This window comes from Achromobacter sp. (assembly GCF_032102605.1).
Taxonomy (GTDB): Bacteria; Pseudomonadota; Gammaproteobacteria; order Burkholderiales; family Burkholderiaceae_B; genus Achromobacter.
The window spans coordinates 352,941-369,916 of record NZ_DAMDGT010000004.1 but is presented as its reverse complement, the minus strand read 5'-3'; the positions used below and the strand labels follow the sequence as shown (position 1 = coordinate 369,916).

Here is a 16,976-nt window from a genome sequence, read left to right as displayed (position 1 = left end):
ATGGCCATCTATCAACTCAACGATCTCATCCCCCGCATCGACTCGCAGGCCTATGTGGCGGACAGCGCGGACATCATCGGCAACGTCACGCTGGAAGCCGGTGTCAGCATCTGGTCGCACGTTTCCATCCGAGGCGACAACGACGCCATCCTGATCCGCCATGGCACCAACATCCAGGAATCCAGCGTCCTGCACGTGGATGCCGGCTGTCCCATGACGATCGGCCCGAACGTCACCGTCGGGCACCAGGCCATGCTGCATGGCTGCACCATCCACGAAGGCGCCCTGGTCGGCATGCAGGCGATCGTGCTGAACAATGCCGTCATCGGCCGCAATTGCCTGATCGGCGCCGGCGCCATCATTCCCGAAGACCGCGTCATTCCGGACAATTCCCTGGTCATCGGCATCGGCAAGATCGTCCGGGAGCTTTCCGACGAGGAAATCGCCAATCTGCACAAAAATACGGCCCATTACGTGGCGCGGGGCCAACAGTACAAAACAGCGCTCAAGCGCCTGGCCTGACGCCCCCGGCGACCGGCCCAACCCCTGCTGCCAGCAGGGGGAATACCCCCCTCCGATCGGCTAACATTCCCTCATGACCGATCAGCTCAAAAAATACCTTACCGAAGACCGCAGCGCCCGCATCCAGGCGGTGCGCCTGTCCGACACCTGGAAGGCCGTCCAGGCCAACCACGACTACCCCCCAGCCATCACCCATCTTTTGGGCGAACTGGTGGCCGCATCCACGCTGCTCGCCGCGAACATCAAGTTCGATGGCTCGCTGGTGCTTCAGATCCAGGGCGACGGCCCCATCGCCCTGCTGGTGGTGGAATGCCGTTCCGACCTCAGCCTGCGCGCCACCGTCAAGATGCGCGATGGCCATGACGTGCCCACCGAAGGCGACATGCAAAGCCTGCTGAATCCTGGCGGCAATGGACGCTTCATCGTCGTGCTGGATCCGCAGCGCAAGCTGCCCGGCCAGCAGGCCTATCAGGGCATCGTGCCGCTCCAGGGCGACACCGTTGCAGAAGCCCTGCAGCACTACATGAAAGCCTCCGAGCAGCTGGATACCCGCCTATGGCTGTCCGCCGACGCCGACCATGCGGCGGGCATGCTCATCCAGCGCCTGCCCCATCATGGCGGCGCCGACGCGCAGATCCTGTCCGAGCAGGCCGCCACCGAAACGTGGGACCGCATCAATGCTCTGGCTGGAACGCTCAAGGGCGACGAAATGCTGGCTACGGAAATCGACACGTTGATCCACCGCCTGTTCTGGGAAGAAACGCTGGTGGCATTCGACCCCCAACCGGTCAGCTGGCACTGCCCCTGCACCCGCGAGCGCGTGGCCAACATGCTGCGCTCGCTGGGCGAACAAGAGGTCAACAGCATCCTGGCCGAACGCGGCCAGGTGGACGTGGGCTGCGATTTCTGCGGCAAGCCGTACAAGTTCGACGCCGTGGACTGCGCCGCCCTGTTCTCGCCGAACCAGCCGGCTTCCGGAGACGCGCCCCCGACCGTGCACTGACAGGCGCATGGCCTGCGCGGCAAGCGCGCAGGGCCGTTTTCATCACACCGGATTGTCCGTATAGGCGGGCGGTCATGGACGCGCCACACTGCGCACCCATGACCGCCCTCTTCTTTTTTCCGCGTCGGGGCCACGCCCCCTGCCGACAGCATGGCGCCGCCGCCATCGAGTTTGCCGTGGCGGGCGCGATCGTGCTGCTGCTGGGCCTGCTGTCCGTGGAAGCGGCCCGCTGGCATACGGCGCGCCAGATCGCGCACCTGGCCCTCACGGAAGCCGCCCGCGCCGGCGCCACGGCCCACGGCGACCCCGTATCCATCAGGGCGGCGTTTTTGCAGGCGCTGCTGCCGCTGCACGCCGACGCACAAGGCCCTGAGGGCGCCATGCGGCGGCAAGCCCTGGCCATGACGGAAATAGCAGCGTTGACCGGCTCAAGGCCCTGGCGCATCGAAGTGCTGCTTCCGGACGAGCAATCCTTTCGGGAACACAGCCGGCCGGGTTTGCGGGTGGCCGTGGCGCCCGAACTTCGGGCCATCGACAACGACTACCAGGACCTGCAGCATGGCCGCCAGCCGCCTCGCGCAGGCGGGCAGGACATCTTCCAGGCCAACACACTCAAGCTGCGCCTGACCTATCTGCACAAGCCGCTGCTGCCCCCGCTGCGCGCCTTGCTGGCCGTGCTCGGTCGGGGCGACGACAGCTACATGGGAACGGCGCGATCACGGGGCCTGTTGCCCATCATGGTCGAGCTGGAATCGGAAATGCATACGCACCCGGTCGACTGGGCGCGCAGGACGCCTCGCGCGGATGGCGTGGTGCACGGCGAATGCCGCCGGGTACGTTGCAATTAGGAAAGTGATGCGGCGCGGGCAGATGATGCCCGGCCAGCCACCCCGGCTTCAGTGCCGGGCGGTCGAGCCTGAATTCGCGGCGCCGGACGCCGCAGCCGGTCTTGCCGGGGCGGGACTGGCGGGCCGCGCAGCCGGCGCGCTGGTGCGGGCTGGCGTGGCCGGTTTGGGGGCCTCGGCGGAAAGCGAGGCGCCGCCGGTCGGGGGCTGGGTGTTCTTGGGCAGGATGTGCACGAATACTTCGCCGTCGCGCATCATGCCCAGCTCTCCGCGCGCCCGCTCTTCGATGGCTCCGGAACCCCCTTCGAGGTCCCGCACTTCGGCTTCAAGAGCGGCATTGCGCGCGCGCAGGCCTTCGTTGGTCTCGCGCTGCTCCGCCACCTGGCGTTGCAGATCCCAGACCTTGAACCACCCGCCCTTACCCAGCCACAGCGGGTATTGGATCAGGCCTAGCAGCACGAACAGCACCAGGAACAACAGGCGCATACGCGGGAACCCTCAGCAGTCGTGGCGTGGATGCGGCCCCGGCGTCAAGCCGCGGCCGCGCTTCTCATCAACGCAGGTTGTAAAAAGCTTCCAGGCCGGGGTACGACGCCACTTCAGCCAGTTCCTCTTCGATGCGCAGGAGCTGGTTGTACTTGGACATGCGATCCGAACGCGACAGCGAACCGGTCTTGATCTGCATGGCGTTGGTAGCCACGGCGATGTCGGCGATGGTCGAGTCTTCGGTTTCGCCCGAACGGTGCGACACGACGGCGGTGTAGCCGGCGCGCTTGGCCATTTCGATGGCGGCGAACGTTTCCGTCAGGGTGCCGATCTGGTTGATCTTGATGAGGATCGAGTTGGCGACGCCCTTCTGGATGCCTTCGCGCAGGATCTTGGTGTTGGTGACGAACAGGTCGTCGCCCACCAGCTGCACCTTCTTGCCCAGTTGGTCGGTCAGCAGCTTCCAGCCTTCCCAGTCGTTTTCGGCCATGCCGTCTTCGATGGAGATGATCGGGTATTTGTCGCACCACGTGGCCAGCAGGTTGGTGAATTCCTGCGAGGAAAGCGAAATGCCGCCTTCGCCGGCCAGGGTGTACTTGCCGTCGCGGTAGAACTCGGAGCTGGCGCAGTCCAGGCCCAGGGCGATCTGCGAGCCCGGCTCGTAGCCGGCTTCGGTGATGGCCTTGAGGATGAGCTGGATGGCGGCTTCATGGCTGGGCACGTTGGGGGCGAAACCACCCTCGTCGCCGACGGCGGTGGACATGCCTTGGCCGTGGATCAGCTTCTTGAGCATGTGGAAGACTTCGGCGCCCCAGCGCAGGGCTTCGCGGAAGCTGCCAGCGCCCACCGGCAGGATCATCAGTTCCTGAAGATCGAGCGTGTTGTTGGCGTGCGCGCCGCCGTTGATGACGTTCATCATCGGGACGGGCATGCTCATGGGGCCGCTGCCGCCGAAATAACGGTACAGGGACAGGCCCGATTCATCGGCGGCGGCGCGGGCCACTGCCATGCTGGCCGCCAGGATGGCGTTGGCGCCCAGGCGTTCCTTGGACTCGGTGCCGTCCAGCTCGATCAGGGTGCGATCGACGAACGTCTGCTCCTGCGCGTCCAGGCCCATCAGGGCTTCGGAGATTTCCGTATTCAGGTTTTCAACGGCGCGCAGCACGCCCTTGCCCAGATAACGGCTCTTGTCGCCGTCGCGCAGCTCGATGGCTTCGCGGGCGCCGGTGGATGCGCCGGACGGCACGGCCGCACGGCCCATGGCGCCGGATTCCAGCAGCACATCGCATTCCACGGTGGGGTTGCCGCGCGAATCCAGAATCTCGCGGCCGATGATGTCGACGATTGCACTCATGACTTTACATTCCCTGAACGATAAACATATTCATGACGGCCGCGCCTTCGCGGGCGTTGCGGGCACGGCGGTACTGCCAGGAGTCGTAGAAAGCCTGCGCCGCGGCCATGGACGGAAACTCCATGACGACGGTACGGCCAGGCTCACGCCCCTCGAGATGCCGGGATTCGCCGCCGCGCACCAGGATCTTCGCATCGTACGCGCGCATGGCGAGCGTGGACAGGCGTTTGTAATCCTCGTACTGCGCGGGTTTCGTGACTTTGACGTCGGCGATCAGATAGGCACTCATGGGGTTCCTTCAGAGCAGTTGCGTTGGTTTCGGTCTGACGCCGGATACAACGCCGCCGCCAGTGTCGCGCAAGGCGGCCGGGCGACGCATATCCGATGCTAATCGGTTGTATCCGAAAGAAGCGCCGCCGTACAGGGCGGCGCTGGGGAAACGGCCCGCGGCCTCGAAGATCCGCTTACGGAACTCGAGACCGCGGACGCGCATCAGGCCTCCTGGCCGCGGCGAGCTTTCTGCTCGATGGCGGCGCGGATGTAGCTGGAGAACAGCGGATGACCGTCGCGCGGGGTGGACGTGAACTCGGGGTGGAACTGCACACCGACGAACCACGGGTGATCCGGCAATTCCATCATTTCCGGCAGATTTTCGCTGGGGGTGCGAGCACTGATCACCATGCCGGCCTCTTCAAGGCGCGGCACGTAGACGTTGTTGACCTCGTAGCGATGACGGTGACGCTCGTTCACTTCGTCGCCATAGATGGCCTGGGCGCGGGTGCCCGACTTGATCGGCACGCGCTGTGCGCCCTTGCGCATGGTGCCGCCCAGGTCGGACGTGGTGTCGCGCTTTTCGACCTTGCCTTCGCGGTCCATCCATTCCGTGATGAGTGCAACCACGGGGTGCGGCGCGGAGGGATCGAATTCGGTGCTGTTGGCGCCGCCGAGGCCGGCGACGTGGCGCGCGAATTCGATGACGGCCAGTTGCATGCCCAGGCAGATGCCCAGGTAAGGCACGCCGTTTTCACGGGCGTAGCGGATGGCGGCGATCTTGCCTTCGGTGCCGCGCTTGCCGAAGCCGCCCGGAACCAGGATGGCGTCCAGGTGCTTGAGCTGGTCGGTGCCGCGGGTTTCGATGTCTTCCGAGTCGATGTACTCGATGTTGATCTTCGAGCGCGTGTGAATGCCGGCGTGGACCAGCGCTTCCGTCAGCGACTTGTACGACTCGGTGAGGTCGACGTACTTGCCGACCATGCCGATGGTGAGCTGGTGTTCCGGATTTTCCAGCGCCTCGACCAGGTTGTCCCACATGGACAGATCGGCCGGCGGCGGGGTCAGGCCCAGGGCTTCGCAGACGATGTTGTCCACGCCCTGCTTGTGCAGCATGGCGGGGATCTTGTAGATGGAATCGGCGTCCCAGACGGAAATGACCGCATCCAGGGGCACGTTGGAGAACATCGAGATCTTGGCGCGCTCGTCGTCGGGGATGCGACGGTCGGCGCGGCACAGCAGCGCGTTCGGGTAGATGCCGATTTCGCGCAGCTTCTGCACCGAGTGCTGCGTAGGCTTGGTCTTGAGTTCGCCGGCGGAGGCGATGAACGGGACAAGCGTCAGATGGACGAAAGCCGCGTTGTTGCGTCCCATGCGCAGGCTCATCTGGCGCGCGGCTTCCAGGAATGGCAGGGATTCGATGTCGCCCACCGTGCCGCCGATCTCAACGATGGCGACGTCGGTGTTGCCGTTCCAGCCGGCTTCGGCGCCGCGGGCGATGAAGTCCTGGATTTCGTTGGTGATGTGCGGAATCACCTGGACGGTCTTGCCCAGGTAGTCGCCACGGCGCTCTTTGCGCAGCACGGACTCGTAGATCTGGCCGGTGGTGAAGTTGTTCACCTTGTGCATGCGAGCGGAAATGAAGCGCTCGTAGTGGCCCAGGTCCAGGTCGGTTTCGGCGCCGTCTTCAGTGACGAACACTTCACCGTGCTGGAAGGGGCTCATCGTGCCCGGATCGACGTTGATGTAGGGGTCGAGCTTCAGCATGGTTACCTGCAAACCACGCGACTCGAGAATGGCGGCAAGCGACGCGGCGGCGATGCCCTTGCCCAGGGAAGACACCACACCGCCGGTGACAAATACGTATTTGGTCATCGTAATGAGCACCCGGGACGAGCGGGCGCGTGCGGGAAATTTGGATTATAGCCGGGCGCCGCGACTTGTTTGGGTTTTCCCCTAGCTTCAGCCGGGTAACATTTGACTGCACTCGGCACGACACTGGCGCAAGGGGCGCGCGCGGCCGTGCTATGGTCCATCCCTAATTTCTCATGGCCGCAGCATTCGGGCGGCCCGTTCCCGTCCTTCGCCCACGCGCCGATGACCACCCTGTCCCGCCCCGCCTATTCCCTCGCCTGGCGATTCGCCGCCGCCGCCGTCCTGCTGCGGCTGGCGTATACCTTGCTCACCCAGGTCTATACCTTGATGGGTCCGTCGCCCTACCTGGACCGGCTGCGCGAAAGCTACATGCAGCCGCCCGTGCTGGCGCCGTTGCTGGCCAATCTGGCCTCCACCCTGCTGATCGTCGGCCTTGCCGCCTGGGGCTCGACGCGCCAATGGCTGACGCGCCACGACACGTCCACCGTCGATCAGCCTGGCCGCTTTCTGGGCGTTTTCCTTGCCCTGCAGGCGCTCTACACGCTTTGCCTCACCAGCGGCGTGGCCGTGACGCAGACCGCCATGGTGACAAGCCTGATCAAAAGCGGCTCGCTGCTCGAGGAATGGTTTGGATTGGGCGTCACCGGCCGGTTCATCGTCATGAACCTCCTGATCCGGATGATCACCATTCCGTTGGAAATCCTCGGCATCTGGCTGGCCGTGCACATCTCGGCCTGGACCGCAGCCCCCGCCGGACCTGCCGGCAGCCCCGTCATGACGCGCCGGAACGTGGCATGGATTTGCGGGCTGACCGTCATGATCTGGCAGACCAGCGTTTCCATCATGCTGGGCGCCTACATGCAGATGCATGCTCTGGGCGCGGGCTGGGCGGAACATGCGCTCGGATATTGGCTGCTGCCCATTGTCTTGCTCGCGCTGAGCACGCTGGTCTGCCTGAACGTGCTGCCCCGGGGGCTGGAACGGCCCACGCTGGGCCGCGCCGTGGCGCTGGGCAGCCTTGCCTTCTGGTTCGCCCAGGCGTCGGGCGTCGGGCTGGGCCTGGTGGTGCTGAAGTCCATGACCTGGGACCAGCTTGCCTGGGCCGCCGAATCGCAGGCCGCTACCGGCCTGGCCCTGTTGTTCTATGGTGCGCTGCTGGCGCTGGGCTGCGTGATCGGCGTGCGCATGCTCTACCGCAAGCCAGTGGACGGGCCCGCACGCTAGGCCGCGTGCCGTTCCATGCAAAAAGGCCGCGGTGGCATGCCCCGCGGCCTTTATTTTGCGCCGGCGCATCCGCCGGCGAATCGGCCAGCAACGCGCGCGATCAGATCGCCGCGCAGCGTCGCTTCAGCCAGTCCAGCGCCTCGCCGTCGACCAGCGGCGACAGGCGTTCCAGCACCGTCTTGTGATAGTCGTTCAGCCAGTCGATTTCGTCCTCGCGCATCAGCGAGGGCTCGATGCAGCGCGTGTCGATCGGACACATCGTCAGGGTTTCGAAACACAGGAACTCGCCCAGCTCCGACGTCAGCCAGCTGCGGTTGGCGACCAGGTTCTCGATGCGCACGCCCCAGCGGCCGGGCCGGTAGATGCCGGGCTCGTTGGACGTGATCATGCCGGGCTCCATGGCCGTGTGCGGCCCGGGCATCGCGCGGTACGAAATGACCTGCGGGCCTTCGTGCACGTTCAGGAAGTAGCCCACGCCGTGGCCGGTGCCGTGGCCATATTCCGCGCCGCCTTCCCAGATGGGCGCGCGCGCGATGGCGTCCAGCATGGGCGACGGCGTGCCGCGCGGGAACGAGGCGCGCGACAGCGCGATCATGCCCTTGAGCACCAGCGTGAAATCGACCTTCTGGTCGGCGCTGGGCGCGCCAACCGCGACCACGCGCGTGATGTCGGTGGTGCCGCCCAGGTATTGGCCGCCCGAGTCGATCAGCAACAGGCCATCGCCTTCGATGGTGGCGTGCGATTCCGGCGTGGCGCGGTAATGCGGCATGGCGCCATTGGCATTGAAGCCGGCGATGGTGGCGAAGCTGGGGCAGACGTACGCGGGCCGGCGCGCGCGGGCGGCGGTGATCTGCTCGTCGATGGTCAGCTCGGTGATGGTTTCCTTGCTCAGCGCGCCTTCGAACCAGGCGAAGAACTCGCACAGCGCGGCGCCGTCCTGCGCCATCGCCTGGCGCACATTGGCCAGCTCGGCATCGGTCTTCCTGGACTTCAGCAGCGTGGAAGGGTTGATGGCTTCGACGCGCGGCACGGCGGGGTCCATGGCATGGAACACGCCGCACGTCACGCGGGCGGGGTCGATCAGCAGCTTCTGGTCCAGTTCCAGCGAGGCCAACGCATCCGCGGCCTGCGCATAGCCCGACACGTCCACGCCGTCGGCGGCCAGGACCGCCCGAAGCGCGTCGTCGATCTTGCCGTCCGCCACGAAAAGCGTGGCGTGGTCCAGGCCCACCAGCGCATGCGCCACGAAGACGGGGTTGTAGTCGACGTCCGCGCCGCGCAGATTGAACAGCCACGCGATGTCGTCCAACGTGGAAATGAAATGCACGTCGGCGCCGTGGGCGCGCATGGCCTCGCGGATTTGCGCCAGCTTGTCGGCGCGGGCCACGCAGGCGTCGGGGGCCACGTGCTCGTAGATTTTCGCGTCGGGCAACCCGGCGCGGTCGGACCAGACATCGTCCAGCAAGTCCTCGCGGATCTCCAGCACGGCGCCAGAAGTCGCCGCCGCTGCCGACAGTGCCCGGAACGCGCCCAGCCCCAGGACCTGGCCATCCACGCCGATGACGTCGCCAGCGCGAGTGTTGGCAGCCAGCCAGTCCACGTGGCCCGGCGTCGTGGCCAGCGCGATCTTCATCAGCTGCACGCCGGTGCCGGCCAATTGCGCTTCCGCCTGCACCCAGTAGCGGCTGTCCACCCACAGGCCGGCGAAGTCGGCCGTGACCACCAGCGTGCCCACCGAGCCCGTGAACCCGGACAGCCAGCGCCGCCCCTGCCAGCGAGCCGGCAGGTATTCGGACAGGTGCGGGTCCGAAGAGGGAACGACATAGGCGGACAGGCCGCGGCGGCTCATGGCCTGCCGCAATTGGGCGATACGGGCGTCGGTGCTAGACATGGAGAGAGGGATCCTTAGCGCAACATGAAAGACATGGCGGCCAGGCTGTTCAACGTGCGGACGGCGGACTGCATGCTATCCGTGGTGAATCGCAAGGTGACGCCGTCCACGCGTTCAAGCGTGGGCCACATGCAGAACAGGTCGGCCAAGGCCGCGCTCTGCGTCTGCAACCGGCATTCTATAGGGGCGGGAAAGCAGAACGGAACGGCTTTCTTGTCGCCGCCCCGCTTCAGGTTGCGCACCGCGGTTTCGGCCGCGGCGGCGATCGCCCGGCGCGATGCGGCCGGCGACAGCGTCACGCCGCTGCCCTGGCCGTGGGCCACCTTGGTTTGCACCCATTCGGCGCCGGGGAAGGTGTCGCGGGTTTCTTCGATGAACACGTCATCGCCGGTGCCCAGGATGACGGGCACGCCCATTTCGCCGGCCAACGCGCCGTACAGCCCGGCCTCGCCCAGTTCCATGCCGTTGATGACGACGCGTGCGAAGGCGAAGCTGTTGATGGTGTGGGCCAGGATTCCGCGGCCTTGCGAGCGCGAGTGGTAGCCGATCATGAAGACGGCGTCGCAGCCCTCTTCCAGCCCGCCCATCATGCCCAGGTAGCGCGGCTTGCCCAGCACCAGCCGGGCGCGTTCGTCCAGGCCGTCCGGCAGCAGGTTGCGAAACCCGCCATGCGAGTCGTTGACCAGGATCTCTTCGGCCCCGCCGGCGATCGCGCCCTGCACGGCCGCATTGGCCTCGGCGGTCATCCAGGCGCGGGCGCGCTCGTATTCGCCGTTGCCGGCACGGACCTGTTCGGCATGGAAGACGCCAGCGACGCCTTCGATATCGGTGGAAATCAGGATCTTCATGAAATGCGCCTTCGAAATGTTCAGAATTCGGTATCGGACAGCCACTGGCGCCAATCGGGCGCGGCCTGGCGGATGGAATCGCGACGATGGCCGTCGCGGCCGGTCACGGCCTCGGCATGCCACAACGCGGAAATGATGGCCTGTTCGCAGGCTTCAGCGGCCGCCTCGAACAGCGGATCGATGCGAGCCTCGTGCAGCATCGCCATCGCCGGCATGGGCGCATCGGCCAATTGGGGGATCGTGTACGCGGTCGAGAAGGCCAGCGCGATGTCGCCGCTGCCGTGACCGAACACCGATCCGGTGCGCGCCAGGCCGGCGCCCGCGCGCAGCGACAGGCGGCGCAACTGGCGCGAATCCAGCGGCGCGTCGGTGGCCAGCAGCAGGATGATGGAGCCCTTCTCCGGCGCGATCACGGCGTTCTCGCCCTGCTGCGCCAGGCCACGGTCCAACTGGTCAGCCAGCCGGCGGCCGAACGGCCGGCCCGCGACGGTGAGGTTGGGCAGGCGGCCGAAGTTCGCCAGCACCAGCGCCCCGACGGTGTGTTGCTGGCCCGACTGGATCTGCGCCACGCGCGAGGCCGAACCGATGCCGCCCTTGAACGAAAAGCACGACATGCCCCGGCCGGCGCCGACGGCGCCCTGCTCGAACTCTTTGCCCGCGGCGGCCAGCGCGTCGGCGTAGTGCGACTCCTGGACCGCCAGCGCCTGGATGTCGTTCAGATAGCCGTCGTTGCACTCGAAGACCAGCGGGTTGACGGTGGCCATGCCGCGGCCGATGCCCGGATTGGCCGCGACCGCGGCGCGGATCTGCGCATTGGCCACGGTGCCCACGCCGAACGTGTTGGTCAGTGCGATGGGCGTTTCCAGCACGCCCAGCTCCTGCACCTGAACCAGCCCGGTGCTCTTGCCGAAACCGTTCAGCACGGTGGCCGCAGCCGGCGCCTTGTCCAGATAGGGGTCGCCGCCATGCGGACGCACGACGGTGACGCCGGTCTGCAGCGGGCCTTCAGCCAGCGTGCAGTGGCCGACCGTGATGTCGCCCACGTCGCAGATCGAGTCCAGCGGGCCCGAGGGCAGTACGCCGATACGCGGGATGTCCAGCGCTTGTTTGTCCATGTTCGTTACGTGTCGCCACGCTCCAGAATGCAAAACGCCGCCACCCTGAGTCCGGGACACGCACTTTGCAGTACGTGGCGGACGGAGGCGGCGGCGGAAAAATCGCCCTCCACGCCGGCCCTCGTGCAAGGTCCGGCGGCAGGTTTACTTGCGGTCGATCTTGGGATCGAGCGCGTCGCGCAGGCCGTCGCCCAGCAGGTTGAACGCCAGCACCGTCAGGAAGATCGCCAGCGCCGGGAAGATCGCGACGTGCGGCGCAATCACCATGTCGGCGCGCGCTTCGTTCAGCATCGCGCCCCACTCCGGCGTGGGAGGCGAAGCGCCCATGCCCAGGAACGACAGGCTGGCCGCGGTGATGATCGACGTGCCGATACGCATCGTGCCGTACACCACGATCGGCGAGATCGTGCCGGGCAGGATGTGGCGCATGATGATCGTCCAGTCGGACGCGCCCACGCTCTTGACCGCTTCGACGTAGGTCATCTGCTTGATCGACAGCGTGTTGCCGCGCACCAGGCGGGCAAACGCCGGCACGCTGAACACGGCCACGGCGACGATCACGTTGACCATGCTGGAACCCAGGATGGCGACCACGCCGATGGCCAGCAGCATGCCGGGGAAAGCCAGCAGCACGTCGGAGATGCGCATCGTGATGCGTTCCCACCAGCCCTCGTAGTAGCCCGCCATCAGGCCCATGAAGGTGCCGACGATGGCGCCCATGGCGACCGACAGGAAGCCTGCGGCCAGCGAGATGCGCGCGCCCATGATGATGCGGCTGAAGATGTCGCGGCCCAGCGAATCCACGCCCAGCCAGTGGGTAGCGGACGGGCTGGCGTTCAGCGCGTCATAGTCGAAGAAGTTCTCGGGGTCGAACGGCACGATCCACGGCGCGAAGGCCGCGACGACGACCAGCAGCAGGACGAACATGCCCGCGCCGACGGCGAGCTTCTGCTTCTTGAATTTGCGCCAGAACTCGGTGGCGGGCGTGCGCACGTCGTTCTTGGGAACGGCGGCGATGGTCGCGGCGGGTGTCGAATTGCTCATTGCCGCCTCACTTGTAACGGATGCTGGGATTGATGACGCCATAGAGCACGTCGACAATCAGGTTGATCAGGATGAATTCCAGCGAGAACAGCAGCACGAGGCCCTGGATCACCGGATAGTCGCGCTGGGTCACGGCGTCAACCAGCAGGCGGCCGAGGCCGGGCCAGTTGAAGACGGTTTCGACCACGATGGAGCCGCCCAGCAGGAAGCCGAACTGCAGGCCCATCATCGTGACGACGGGAATCAGCGCGTTGCGCAGCGCGTGCTTGATCACGACGCGACGCTCGGTCAGCCCCTTGGCGCGCGCGGTCCGCACGAAGTCTTCCTGGACCACTTCCACGAAGGAAGCCCGCGTGAAGCGCGCCATCACGGCAGCCACGGCGGCGCCCAGCGTGATGGACGGAAGAATGTAGTGTTGCCACGTCGAGGCGCCCACGGTGGGCAGCCAGCCGAGGTTCACGGAGAACACCTGCATCAGCATCATGCCCAGCGCGAACGCGGGGAACGAGATGCCGGACACCGCCAGCGTCATGCCAAGACGGTCGGGCCAGCGATTGCGCCATACCGCCGACACGATGCCGATGATCATGCCGAAGGTCACGGACCAGACCATGCTGGCGAGCGTGAGCCACAACGTGGGCATGAAGCGGTCGGCGATTTCGGTCGAGACGGGGCGCTTGGTGCGCAGCGAGGTCCCGAGGTCGCCTTGCAGCATGTGGCTGAAGTAGCGCACGAACTGCTGCGGCAGGGGCAGATCCAGCCCAAGTTCCTTGCGCACCAGTTCAACGGTGGACTGGTCGGCCTCCGGCCCTGCGGCCAGTCGCGCCGGGTCGCCCGGAAGCATGTGCACAAACAGGAACACGACCACCGCTACCAGCAGCAGCGTGGGGATCATGCCCAAAAGACGTTTGACGATGTAGGTCAGCATTGAAATTCCTGCAACATCGGCGGGGACACCGCGTCCCCGCCGTATGTGGCCTTACAAGGGCCCGAGGGCCCCAAGGGTTACTGCTTGGTTTACTGCTTCAGGTCGATGTCGCCGAACCAGAACGAGGTGTCCGGTTCCACGTACACGCCCGACAGGTTCTTCGACTTGACGTACAGGTTGTTCTGGGTCACCAGGAAGGCCCACGGGGCGTCCTTCCAGATGGTTTCCTGAACGTTCTTGTAGATCTCGGTCTTCTTGGCGCGATCGGTCGTGGCCAGCGCTTGCTGGATGCCGTCGTCAACCGACTTGTTCGAGTAGTACGACACGTTGTTCAGCACCGGCGGGAAGGCGGCGGTGGTCAGCAGCGGACGCAGGCCCCAGTCGGCTTCGCCGGTCGAGGACGACCAGCCCGCGTAGTACATGCGGACCTTGGCGTCTTCGGGCTTCTGCACTTGCTGGACGCGCTGCACGCGCTGGCCGGATTCCAGGACTTCCACGGAAACCTTGATGCCGACCTGGGCGAGCTGCTGCTGCAGGAACTGAACCACCTTCACCGAGGTGCCGTCGTTGTAGGCGGACCAGAGCTGGCTTTCGAAGCCGTTGGGGTAGCCGGCTTCGGCCAGCAGGGCCTTGGCCTTCTTGATGTCGTACGGCCATGCGCCCATCTTGTGTGCGAAGTCCACGCCTTGCGGCACGACGCCGTCGACGACGGTGGCGTAGCCCGAGAACGCGACCTTGGCCAGCGCTTCCTTGTTGATGGCGTAGTTGATGGCTTCGCGCACCTTGACGTTGTCGAACGGCTTTTGCTGCGTGTTCATCGACAGGTAGCGGGCCATGATCGAGTTCTGGTGGTCGACCACGTCCAGCTTTTCGTTCTTCTTCAGCACGGCGGCTTGCTCGAACGGCACCGGGAAGGCGAAGTGCGCTTCGCCCGTCTGCACCACGGCGGCGCGGGTGTTGTTGTCCGTCACGGTACGGAAGGTCAGCGTGTCGACCTTCGGGTAGCCCTTCTTCCAGTAGCCGTCGAACTTCTTGACCTTCAGGTATTCGGCGGGCTTCCATTCGACGAATTCGAACGGGCCGGTGCCGACCGGGTGGAAGCCGATTTCCTTGCCGTACTTGGCCAGGGCGGCGGGCGAGATCATCATGGCGGCCGGGTGGGCCAGCGCGTTGATGAAGGCCGAGAACGGCTTCTTCAACGTGATCTTGACGGTCATCGGATCGACGACTTCGGTCTTTTCGATGACGCTGAACTGGATGTAGCGCGACAGGCGGTTGTCCGGATTGGCCGGACGGTCGAAGTTGATCTTGACCGCTTCGGCGTTGAAGTCGGTGCCGTCATGGAACTTGACGCCGGGACGCAGCTTGAACGTGTAGACCAGGCCGTCTTCGCTGACGGTGTAGTCGGTCGCCAGGACCTTCTGAACCTTCAGGTCCTTGTCGAATTCGAACAGGCCTTCGTAGTAGGCCTTGCCAGCCGCCTGGTTCAGCGTGCTGTTGGTGTTGTAGGGATCAAGCGTTTCCAGCGCGATGGAAACGGCAAACGTCACGTCCTTGGCGGCGTGGGCCATCGGCGCGGTGAGCACGCCGAAGGCCAGCGCGGCAGCGGCCATCAGCTTGGTGGGGCGCAGAACTTTCATCATTGCAACTCCTGGTTCCAAAAAAAAGGTCAACTACTGAGTCAATACGCGCCGCCGACGGGATGGCGGGCTACAAAATGATCCGTACCGACCTGGACCAGCGGTTGCACCACCGGTTCGTCGTTCAGTTTGCGGATCGGGCTGGGAATTTCATCTGACAGCAAGGTGCGCTTCATGTGGCGGCGCGCCGGATCGGCGATCGGCACGGCCGACATCAGCTTCTTGGTGTAGGGATGCTGGGGATTCTCGAAGATTGCGCGGCGCGGGCCGATCTCGACAATCTGGCCCAGGTACATCACCGCCACGCGGTGGCTGACGCGTTCGACCACGGCCATGTCGTGCGAGATGAACAGGAACGAAATGCCCATGTCGCGCTGCAGGTCGATCAGCAGGTTCACGATCTGCGCCTGGATGGACACGTCCAGCGCGGACACGGATTCGTCTGCGATCACGACCTTGGGGTTCAGGGCCAGGGCGCGCGCGATACAGATGCGCTGGCGCTGGCCGCCCGAGAATTCATGCGGATAGCGCTGCGCCATTTCCGGCGGCAGGCCCACGCGCTCCAGGAGTTCGGCCACGCGGCGCTCGGCATCCTTGCCCTTGGCCACGCCGTGCACCAGCAGCGGTTCCATGATGGAAAAGCCGACGGTCACGCGCGGGTCCAGCGAGGCGAACGGGTCCTGGAACACGAACTGGATGTCGCGGCGCAGGGATTGCAGTTCGGTGTTCTTCAGACGCACGATGTCGCGGCCGCCGAAGCGGATCTCGCCGCCCTGGCTGTCCACCAGGCGCAGCAGCGAGCGGCCCGTCGTGGACTTGCCGCAACCCGATTCGCCCACCAACGACAGGGTCTCGCCGGGATACAGGTCGAAGCTGACCTTCTCCACGGCGTGGACGCGGCGCTGGACGCGGCTCATGATGCCGCCGCGCAGGTCGAAGCGCGTCACCAGGTCGCGCACGCTCAGGATGGGCTCGCGCTTGGCGGCGGGCACTTCCTGCGTGCTGGCGGCGCCGGCTTCGGCCACCGGCTGGGCCTTGCCTTCCACCTGCAGCAGCGGGAAGCGCGCGGGCAGGTCCGTGCCCTGCATGGCGCCCAGCTTCGGCACGGCCGACAGCAGCGCCTTCGTGTAGGGGTGCTCGGGCGTGGCGAACACGCGCTCGGAGGGGCCTTCCTCGACCTTGTCGCCGCGGAACATGACCAGCACGCGGTCGGCGACTTCAGCCACCACGCCCATGTCGTGGGTGATGAACACCACGCCCATGTGCATTTCTTCCTGCAACTGACGGATCAGCTGCAGGATCTGGGCCTGGATGGTCACGTCCAGCGCGGTGGTCGGTTCGTCGGCGATCAGCAGCGCCGGCTTGCAGGCCAGCGCCATGGCGATCATGACGCGCTGGCGCATGCCGCCCGACAGTTGATGCGGATAGCGGTCCAGCACCGACTTGGCCTCCGGGATCCGGACCTGCTCCAGCATGCGCAGCGCCTCGGCGCGCGCCGCCGCCGCATCCATGCCCTGGTGCTCGCGGATCGATTCGGCGATCTGGTCGCCGGCCGTGAACACCGGATTCAAGGAGGTCATCGGCTCCTGGAAAATCATTGCCATGTCGGCGCCGCGCACATTGCGCATGACGCGTTGACTGGAATTGGCCAGATCGATCACGGAGCCATTGCGGCGGCGCAGGGCCATGGTGCCCTGGGCGATGCGACCACCGCCGTGTTCCACCAGCCGCATCAGCGCCAGGGACGTCACGGACTTGCCCGAACCCGATTCGCCCACGATGGCCAGGGTCTCGCCCCGGTCCACATGGAACGACAGATTGCGCACGGCTTCGACCGTGCGCTCGGAACCCACGAAGCGCACCGTCAGGTCGTCGACCTGGACCACGCGGTTTTCCGGCATCGCCAGGCTGTTTGCGCGATCAACCATCTC

15 protein-coding genes are annotated in these 16,976 nt (G+C 65.7%); 4 read left to right on the top strand and 11 right to left on the bottom strand.

The window, feature by feature from the left end; genetic code table 11:
• The 3 genes from RT614_RS12165 to RT614_RS12155 all read left to right on the top strand — a co-directional run bounded on the left by RT614_RS12165 (window position 1) and on the right by RT614_RS12155 (window position 2,373).
• Entirely contained in the window at window positions 1–522 is a 522-nt protein-coding gene (locus RT614_RS12165) for a gamma carbonic anhydrase family protein (RefSeq protein ID WP_313622361.1), read from the top strand.
• A gap of 73 nt (window positions 523–595) precedes the next feature.
• Complete coding sequence (hslO, locus tag RT614_RS12160) at window positions 596–1,525, top strand: Hsp33 family molecular chaperone HslO (protein WP_313622360.1); 930 nt, start codon at window positions 596–598, stop codon at window positions 1,523–1,525.
• A gap of 74 nt (window positions 1,526–1,599) precedes the next feature.
• Entirely contained in the window at window positions 1,600–2,373 is a 774-nt protein-coding gene (locus RT614_RS12155; protein WP_313622359.1) for a pilus assembly protein, read from the top strand.
• 48 nt (window positions 2,374–2,421) lie between these two features.
• Here RT614_RS12155 and ftsB read toward each other — a convergent pair whose 3' ends face one another.
• From ftsB to RT614_RS12135, 4 genes are all read right to left on the bottom strand, one after another.
• On the bottom strand, window positions 2,422–2,856 hold the full coding sequence (gene ftsB, locus RT614_RS12150; RefSeq protein WP_313622358.1) for a cell division protein FtsB: 435 nt from the start codon (window positions 2,854–2,856) through the stop codon (window positions 2,422–2,424).
• A 67-nt stretch (window positions 2,857–2,923) separates the two neighbouring features.
• Window positions 2,924–4,210: a phosphopyruvate hydratase gene (gene eno / locus RT614_RS12145; RefSeq protein ID WP_008161881.1), complete on the bottom strand. Its 1,287-nt coding sequence runs from the start codon at window positions 4,208–4,210 to the stop codon at window positions 2,924–2,926.
• Window positions 4,211–4,214: 4 nt separating this feature from the next.
• Complete coding sequence (locus tag RT614_RS12140) at window positions 4,215–4,499, bottom strand: DUF1330 domain-containing protein (protein ID WP_008161884.1); 285 nt, start codon at window positions 4,497–4,499, stop codon at window positions 4,215–4,217.
• A gap of 203 nt (window positions 4,500–4,702) precedes the next feature.
• Entirely contained in the window at window positions 4,703–6,355 is a 1,653-nt protein-coding gene (locus tag RT614_RS12135; RefSeq protein WP_313622357.1) for a CTP synthase, read from the bottom strand.
• Window positions 6,356–6,577: 222 nt separating this feature from the next.
• On the opposite strand from RT614_RS12135, the gene RT614_RS12130 reads away from it, so the two are divergent.
• Entirely contained in the window at window positions 6,578–7,579 is a 1,002-nt protein-coding gene (locus RT614_RS12130) for a hypothetical protein (protein ID WP_313622356.1), read from the top strand.
• Window positions 7,580–7,679: 100 nt separating this feature from the next.
• Here RT614_RS12130 and RT614_RS12125 read toward each other — a convergent pair whose 3' ends face one another.
• From RT614_RS12125 to RT614_RS12095, 7 genes are all read right to left on the bottom strand, one after another.
• On the bottom strand, window positions 7,680–9,470 hold the full coding sequence (locus RT614_RS12125; protein ID WP_313622355.1) for an aminopeptidase P family protein: 1,791 nt from the start codon (window positions 9,468–9,470) through the stop codon (window positions 7,680–7,682).
• Between the two features lie 14 nt (window positions 9,471–9,484).
• Window positions 9,485–10,318 (bottom strand): M55 family metallopeptidase, encoded by an 834-nt coding sequence (locus tag RT614_RS12120; protein ID WP_313622354.1) that lies wholly within the window; start codon window positions 10,316–10,318, stop codon window positions 9,485–9,487.
• Window positions 10,319–10,338: 20 nt separating this feature from the next.
• Complete coding sequence (locus RT614_RS12115; protein ID WP_313622353.1) at window positions 10,339–11,433, bottom strand: P1 family peptidase; 1,095 nt, start codon at window positions 11,431–11,433, stop codon at window positions 10,339–10,341.
• A 144-nt stretch (window positions 11,434–11,577) separates the two neighbouring features.
• Window positions 11,578–12,477 carry a glutathione ABC transporter permease GsiD gene (gene gsiD / locus RT614_RS12110; protein ID WP_313622352.1) on the bottom strand — a complete coding sequence of 300 codons (900 nt, stop codon included), beginning with the start codon at window positions 12,475–12,477 and terminating at the stop codon, window positions 11,578–11,580.
• A gap of 7 nt (window positions 12,478–12,484) precedes the next feature.
• The gene (gsiC, locus tag RT614_RS12105) at window positions 12,485–13,405 is read right to left on the bottom strand and encodes a glutathione ABC transporter permease GsiC (RefSeq protein WP_313622351.1); all 921 of its coding nucleotides are present in this window, start codon (window positions 13,403–13,405) and stop codon (window positions 12,485–12,487) included.
• Between the two features lie 89 nt (window positions 13,406–13,494).
• Complete coding sequence (gene gsiB / locus RT614_RS12100) at window positions 13,495–15,048, bottom strand: glutathione ABC transporter substrate-binding protein GsiB (protein WP_313622350.1); 1,554 nt, start codon at window positions 15,046–15,048, stop codon at window positions 13,495–13,497.
• Window positions 15,049–15,086: 38 nt separating this feature from the next.
• Window positions 15,087–16,973, bottom strand: a complete 1,887-nt coding sequence (locus RT614_RS12095) for a dipeptide ABC transporter ATP-binding protein (protein WP_313622349.1) — start codon at window positions 16,971–16,973, stop codon at window positions 15,087–15,089.
• Window positions 16,974–16,976: the final 3 nt, after the last annotated feature.

Excerpts from the sequence above, each read along its gene's own strand:
- RT614_RS12165 (WP_313622361.1), top strand. The coding sequence starts at position 1 with ATGGCCATCTATCAACTCAACGATCTCATCCCCCGCATCGACTCGCAG.
- hslO (WP_313622360.1), top strand. The coding sequence starts at position 596 with ATGACCGATCAGCTCAAAAAATACCTTACCGAAGACCGCAGCGCCCGC.
- RT614_RS12155 (WP_313622359.1), top strand. The coding sequence starts at position 1,600 with ATGGACGCGCCACACTGCGCACCCATGACCGCCCTCTTCTTTTTTCCG.
- ftsB (WP_313622358.1), bottom strand. The coding sequence starts at position 2,856 with ATGCGCCTGTTGTTCCTGGTGCTGTTCGTGCTGCTAGGCCTGATCCAA.
- eno (WP_008161881.1), bottom strand. The coding sequence starts at position 4,210 with ATGAGTGCAATCGTCGACATCATCGGCCGCGAGATTCTGGATTCGCGC.
- RT614_RS12140 (WP_008161884.1), bottom strand. The coding sequence starts at position 4,499 with ATGAGTGCCTATCTGATCGCCGACGTCAAAGTCACGAAACCCGCGCAG.
- RT614_RS12135 (WP_313622357.1), bottom strand. The coding sequence starts at position 6,355 with ATGACCAAATACGTATTTGTCACCGGCGGTGTGGTGTCTTCCCTGGGC.
- RT614_RS12130 (WP_313622356.1), top strand. The coding sequence starts at position 6,578 with ATGACCACCCTGTCCCGCCCCGCCTATTCCCTCGCCTGGCGATTCGCC.
- RT614_RS12125 (WP_313622355.1), bottom strand. The coding sequence starts at position 9,470 with ATGTCTAGCACCGACGCCCGTATCGCCCAATTGCGGCAGGCCATGAGC.
- RT614_RS12120 (WP_313622354.1), bottom strand. The coding sequence starts at position 10,318 with ATGAAGATCCTGATTTCCACCGATATCGAAGGCGTCGCTGGCGTCTTC.
- RT614_RS12115 (WP_313622353.1), bottom strand. The coding sequence starts at position 11,433 with ATGGACAAACAAGCGCTGGACATCCCGCGTATCGGCGTACTGCCCTCG.
- gsiD (WP_313622352.1), bottom strand. The coding sequence starts at position 12,477 with ATGAGCAATTCGACACCCGCCGCGACCATCGCCGCCGTTCCCAAGAAC.
- gsiC (WP_313622351.1), bottom strand. The coding sequence starts at position 13,405 with ATGCTGACCTACATCGTCAAACGTCTTTTGGGCATGATCCCCACGCTG.
- gsiB (WP_313622350.1), bottom strand. The coding sequence starts at position 15,048 with ATGATGAAAGTTCTGCGCCCCACCAAGCTGATGGCCGCTGCCGCGCTG.
- RT614_RS12095 (WP_313622349.1), bottom strand. The coding sequence starts at position 16,973 with ATGGTTGATCGCGCAAACAGCCTGGCGATGCCGGAAAACCGCGTGGTC.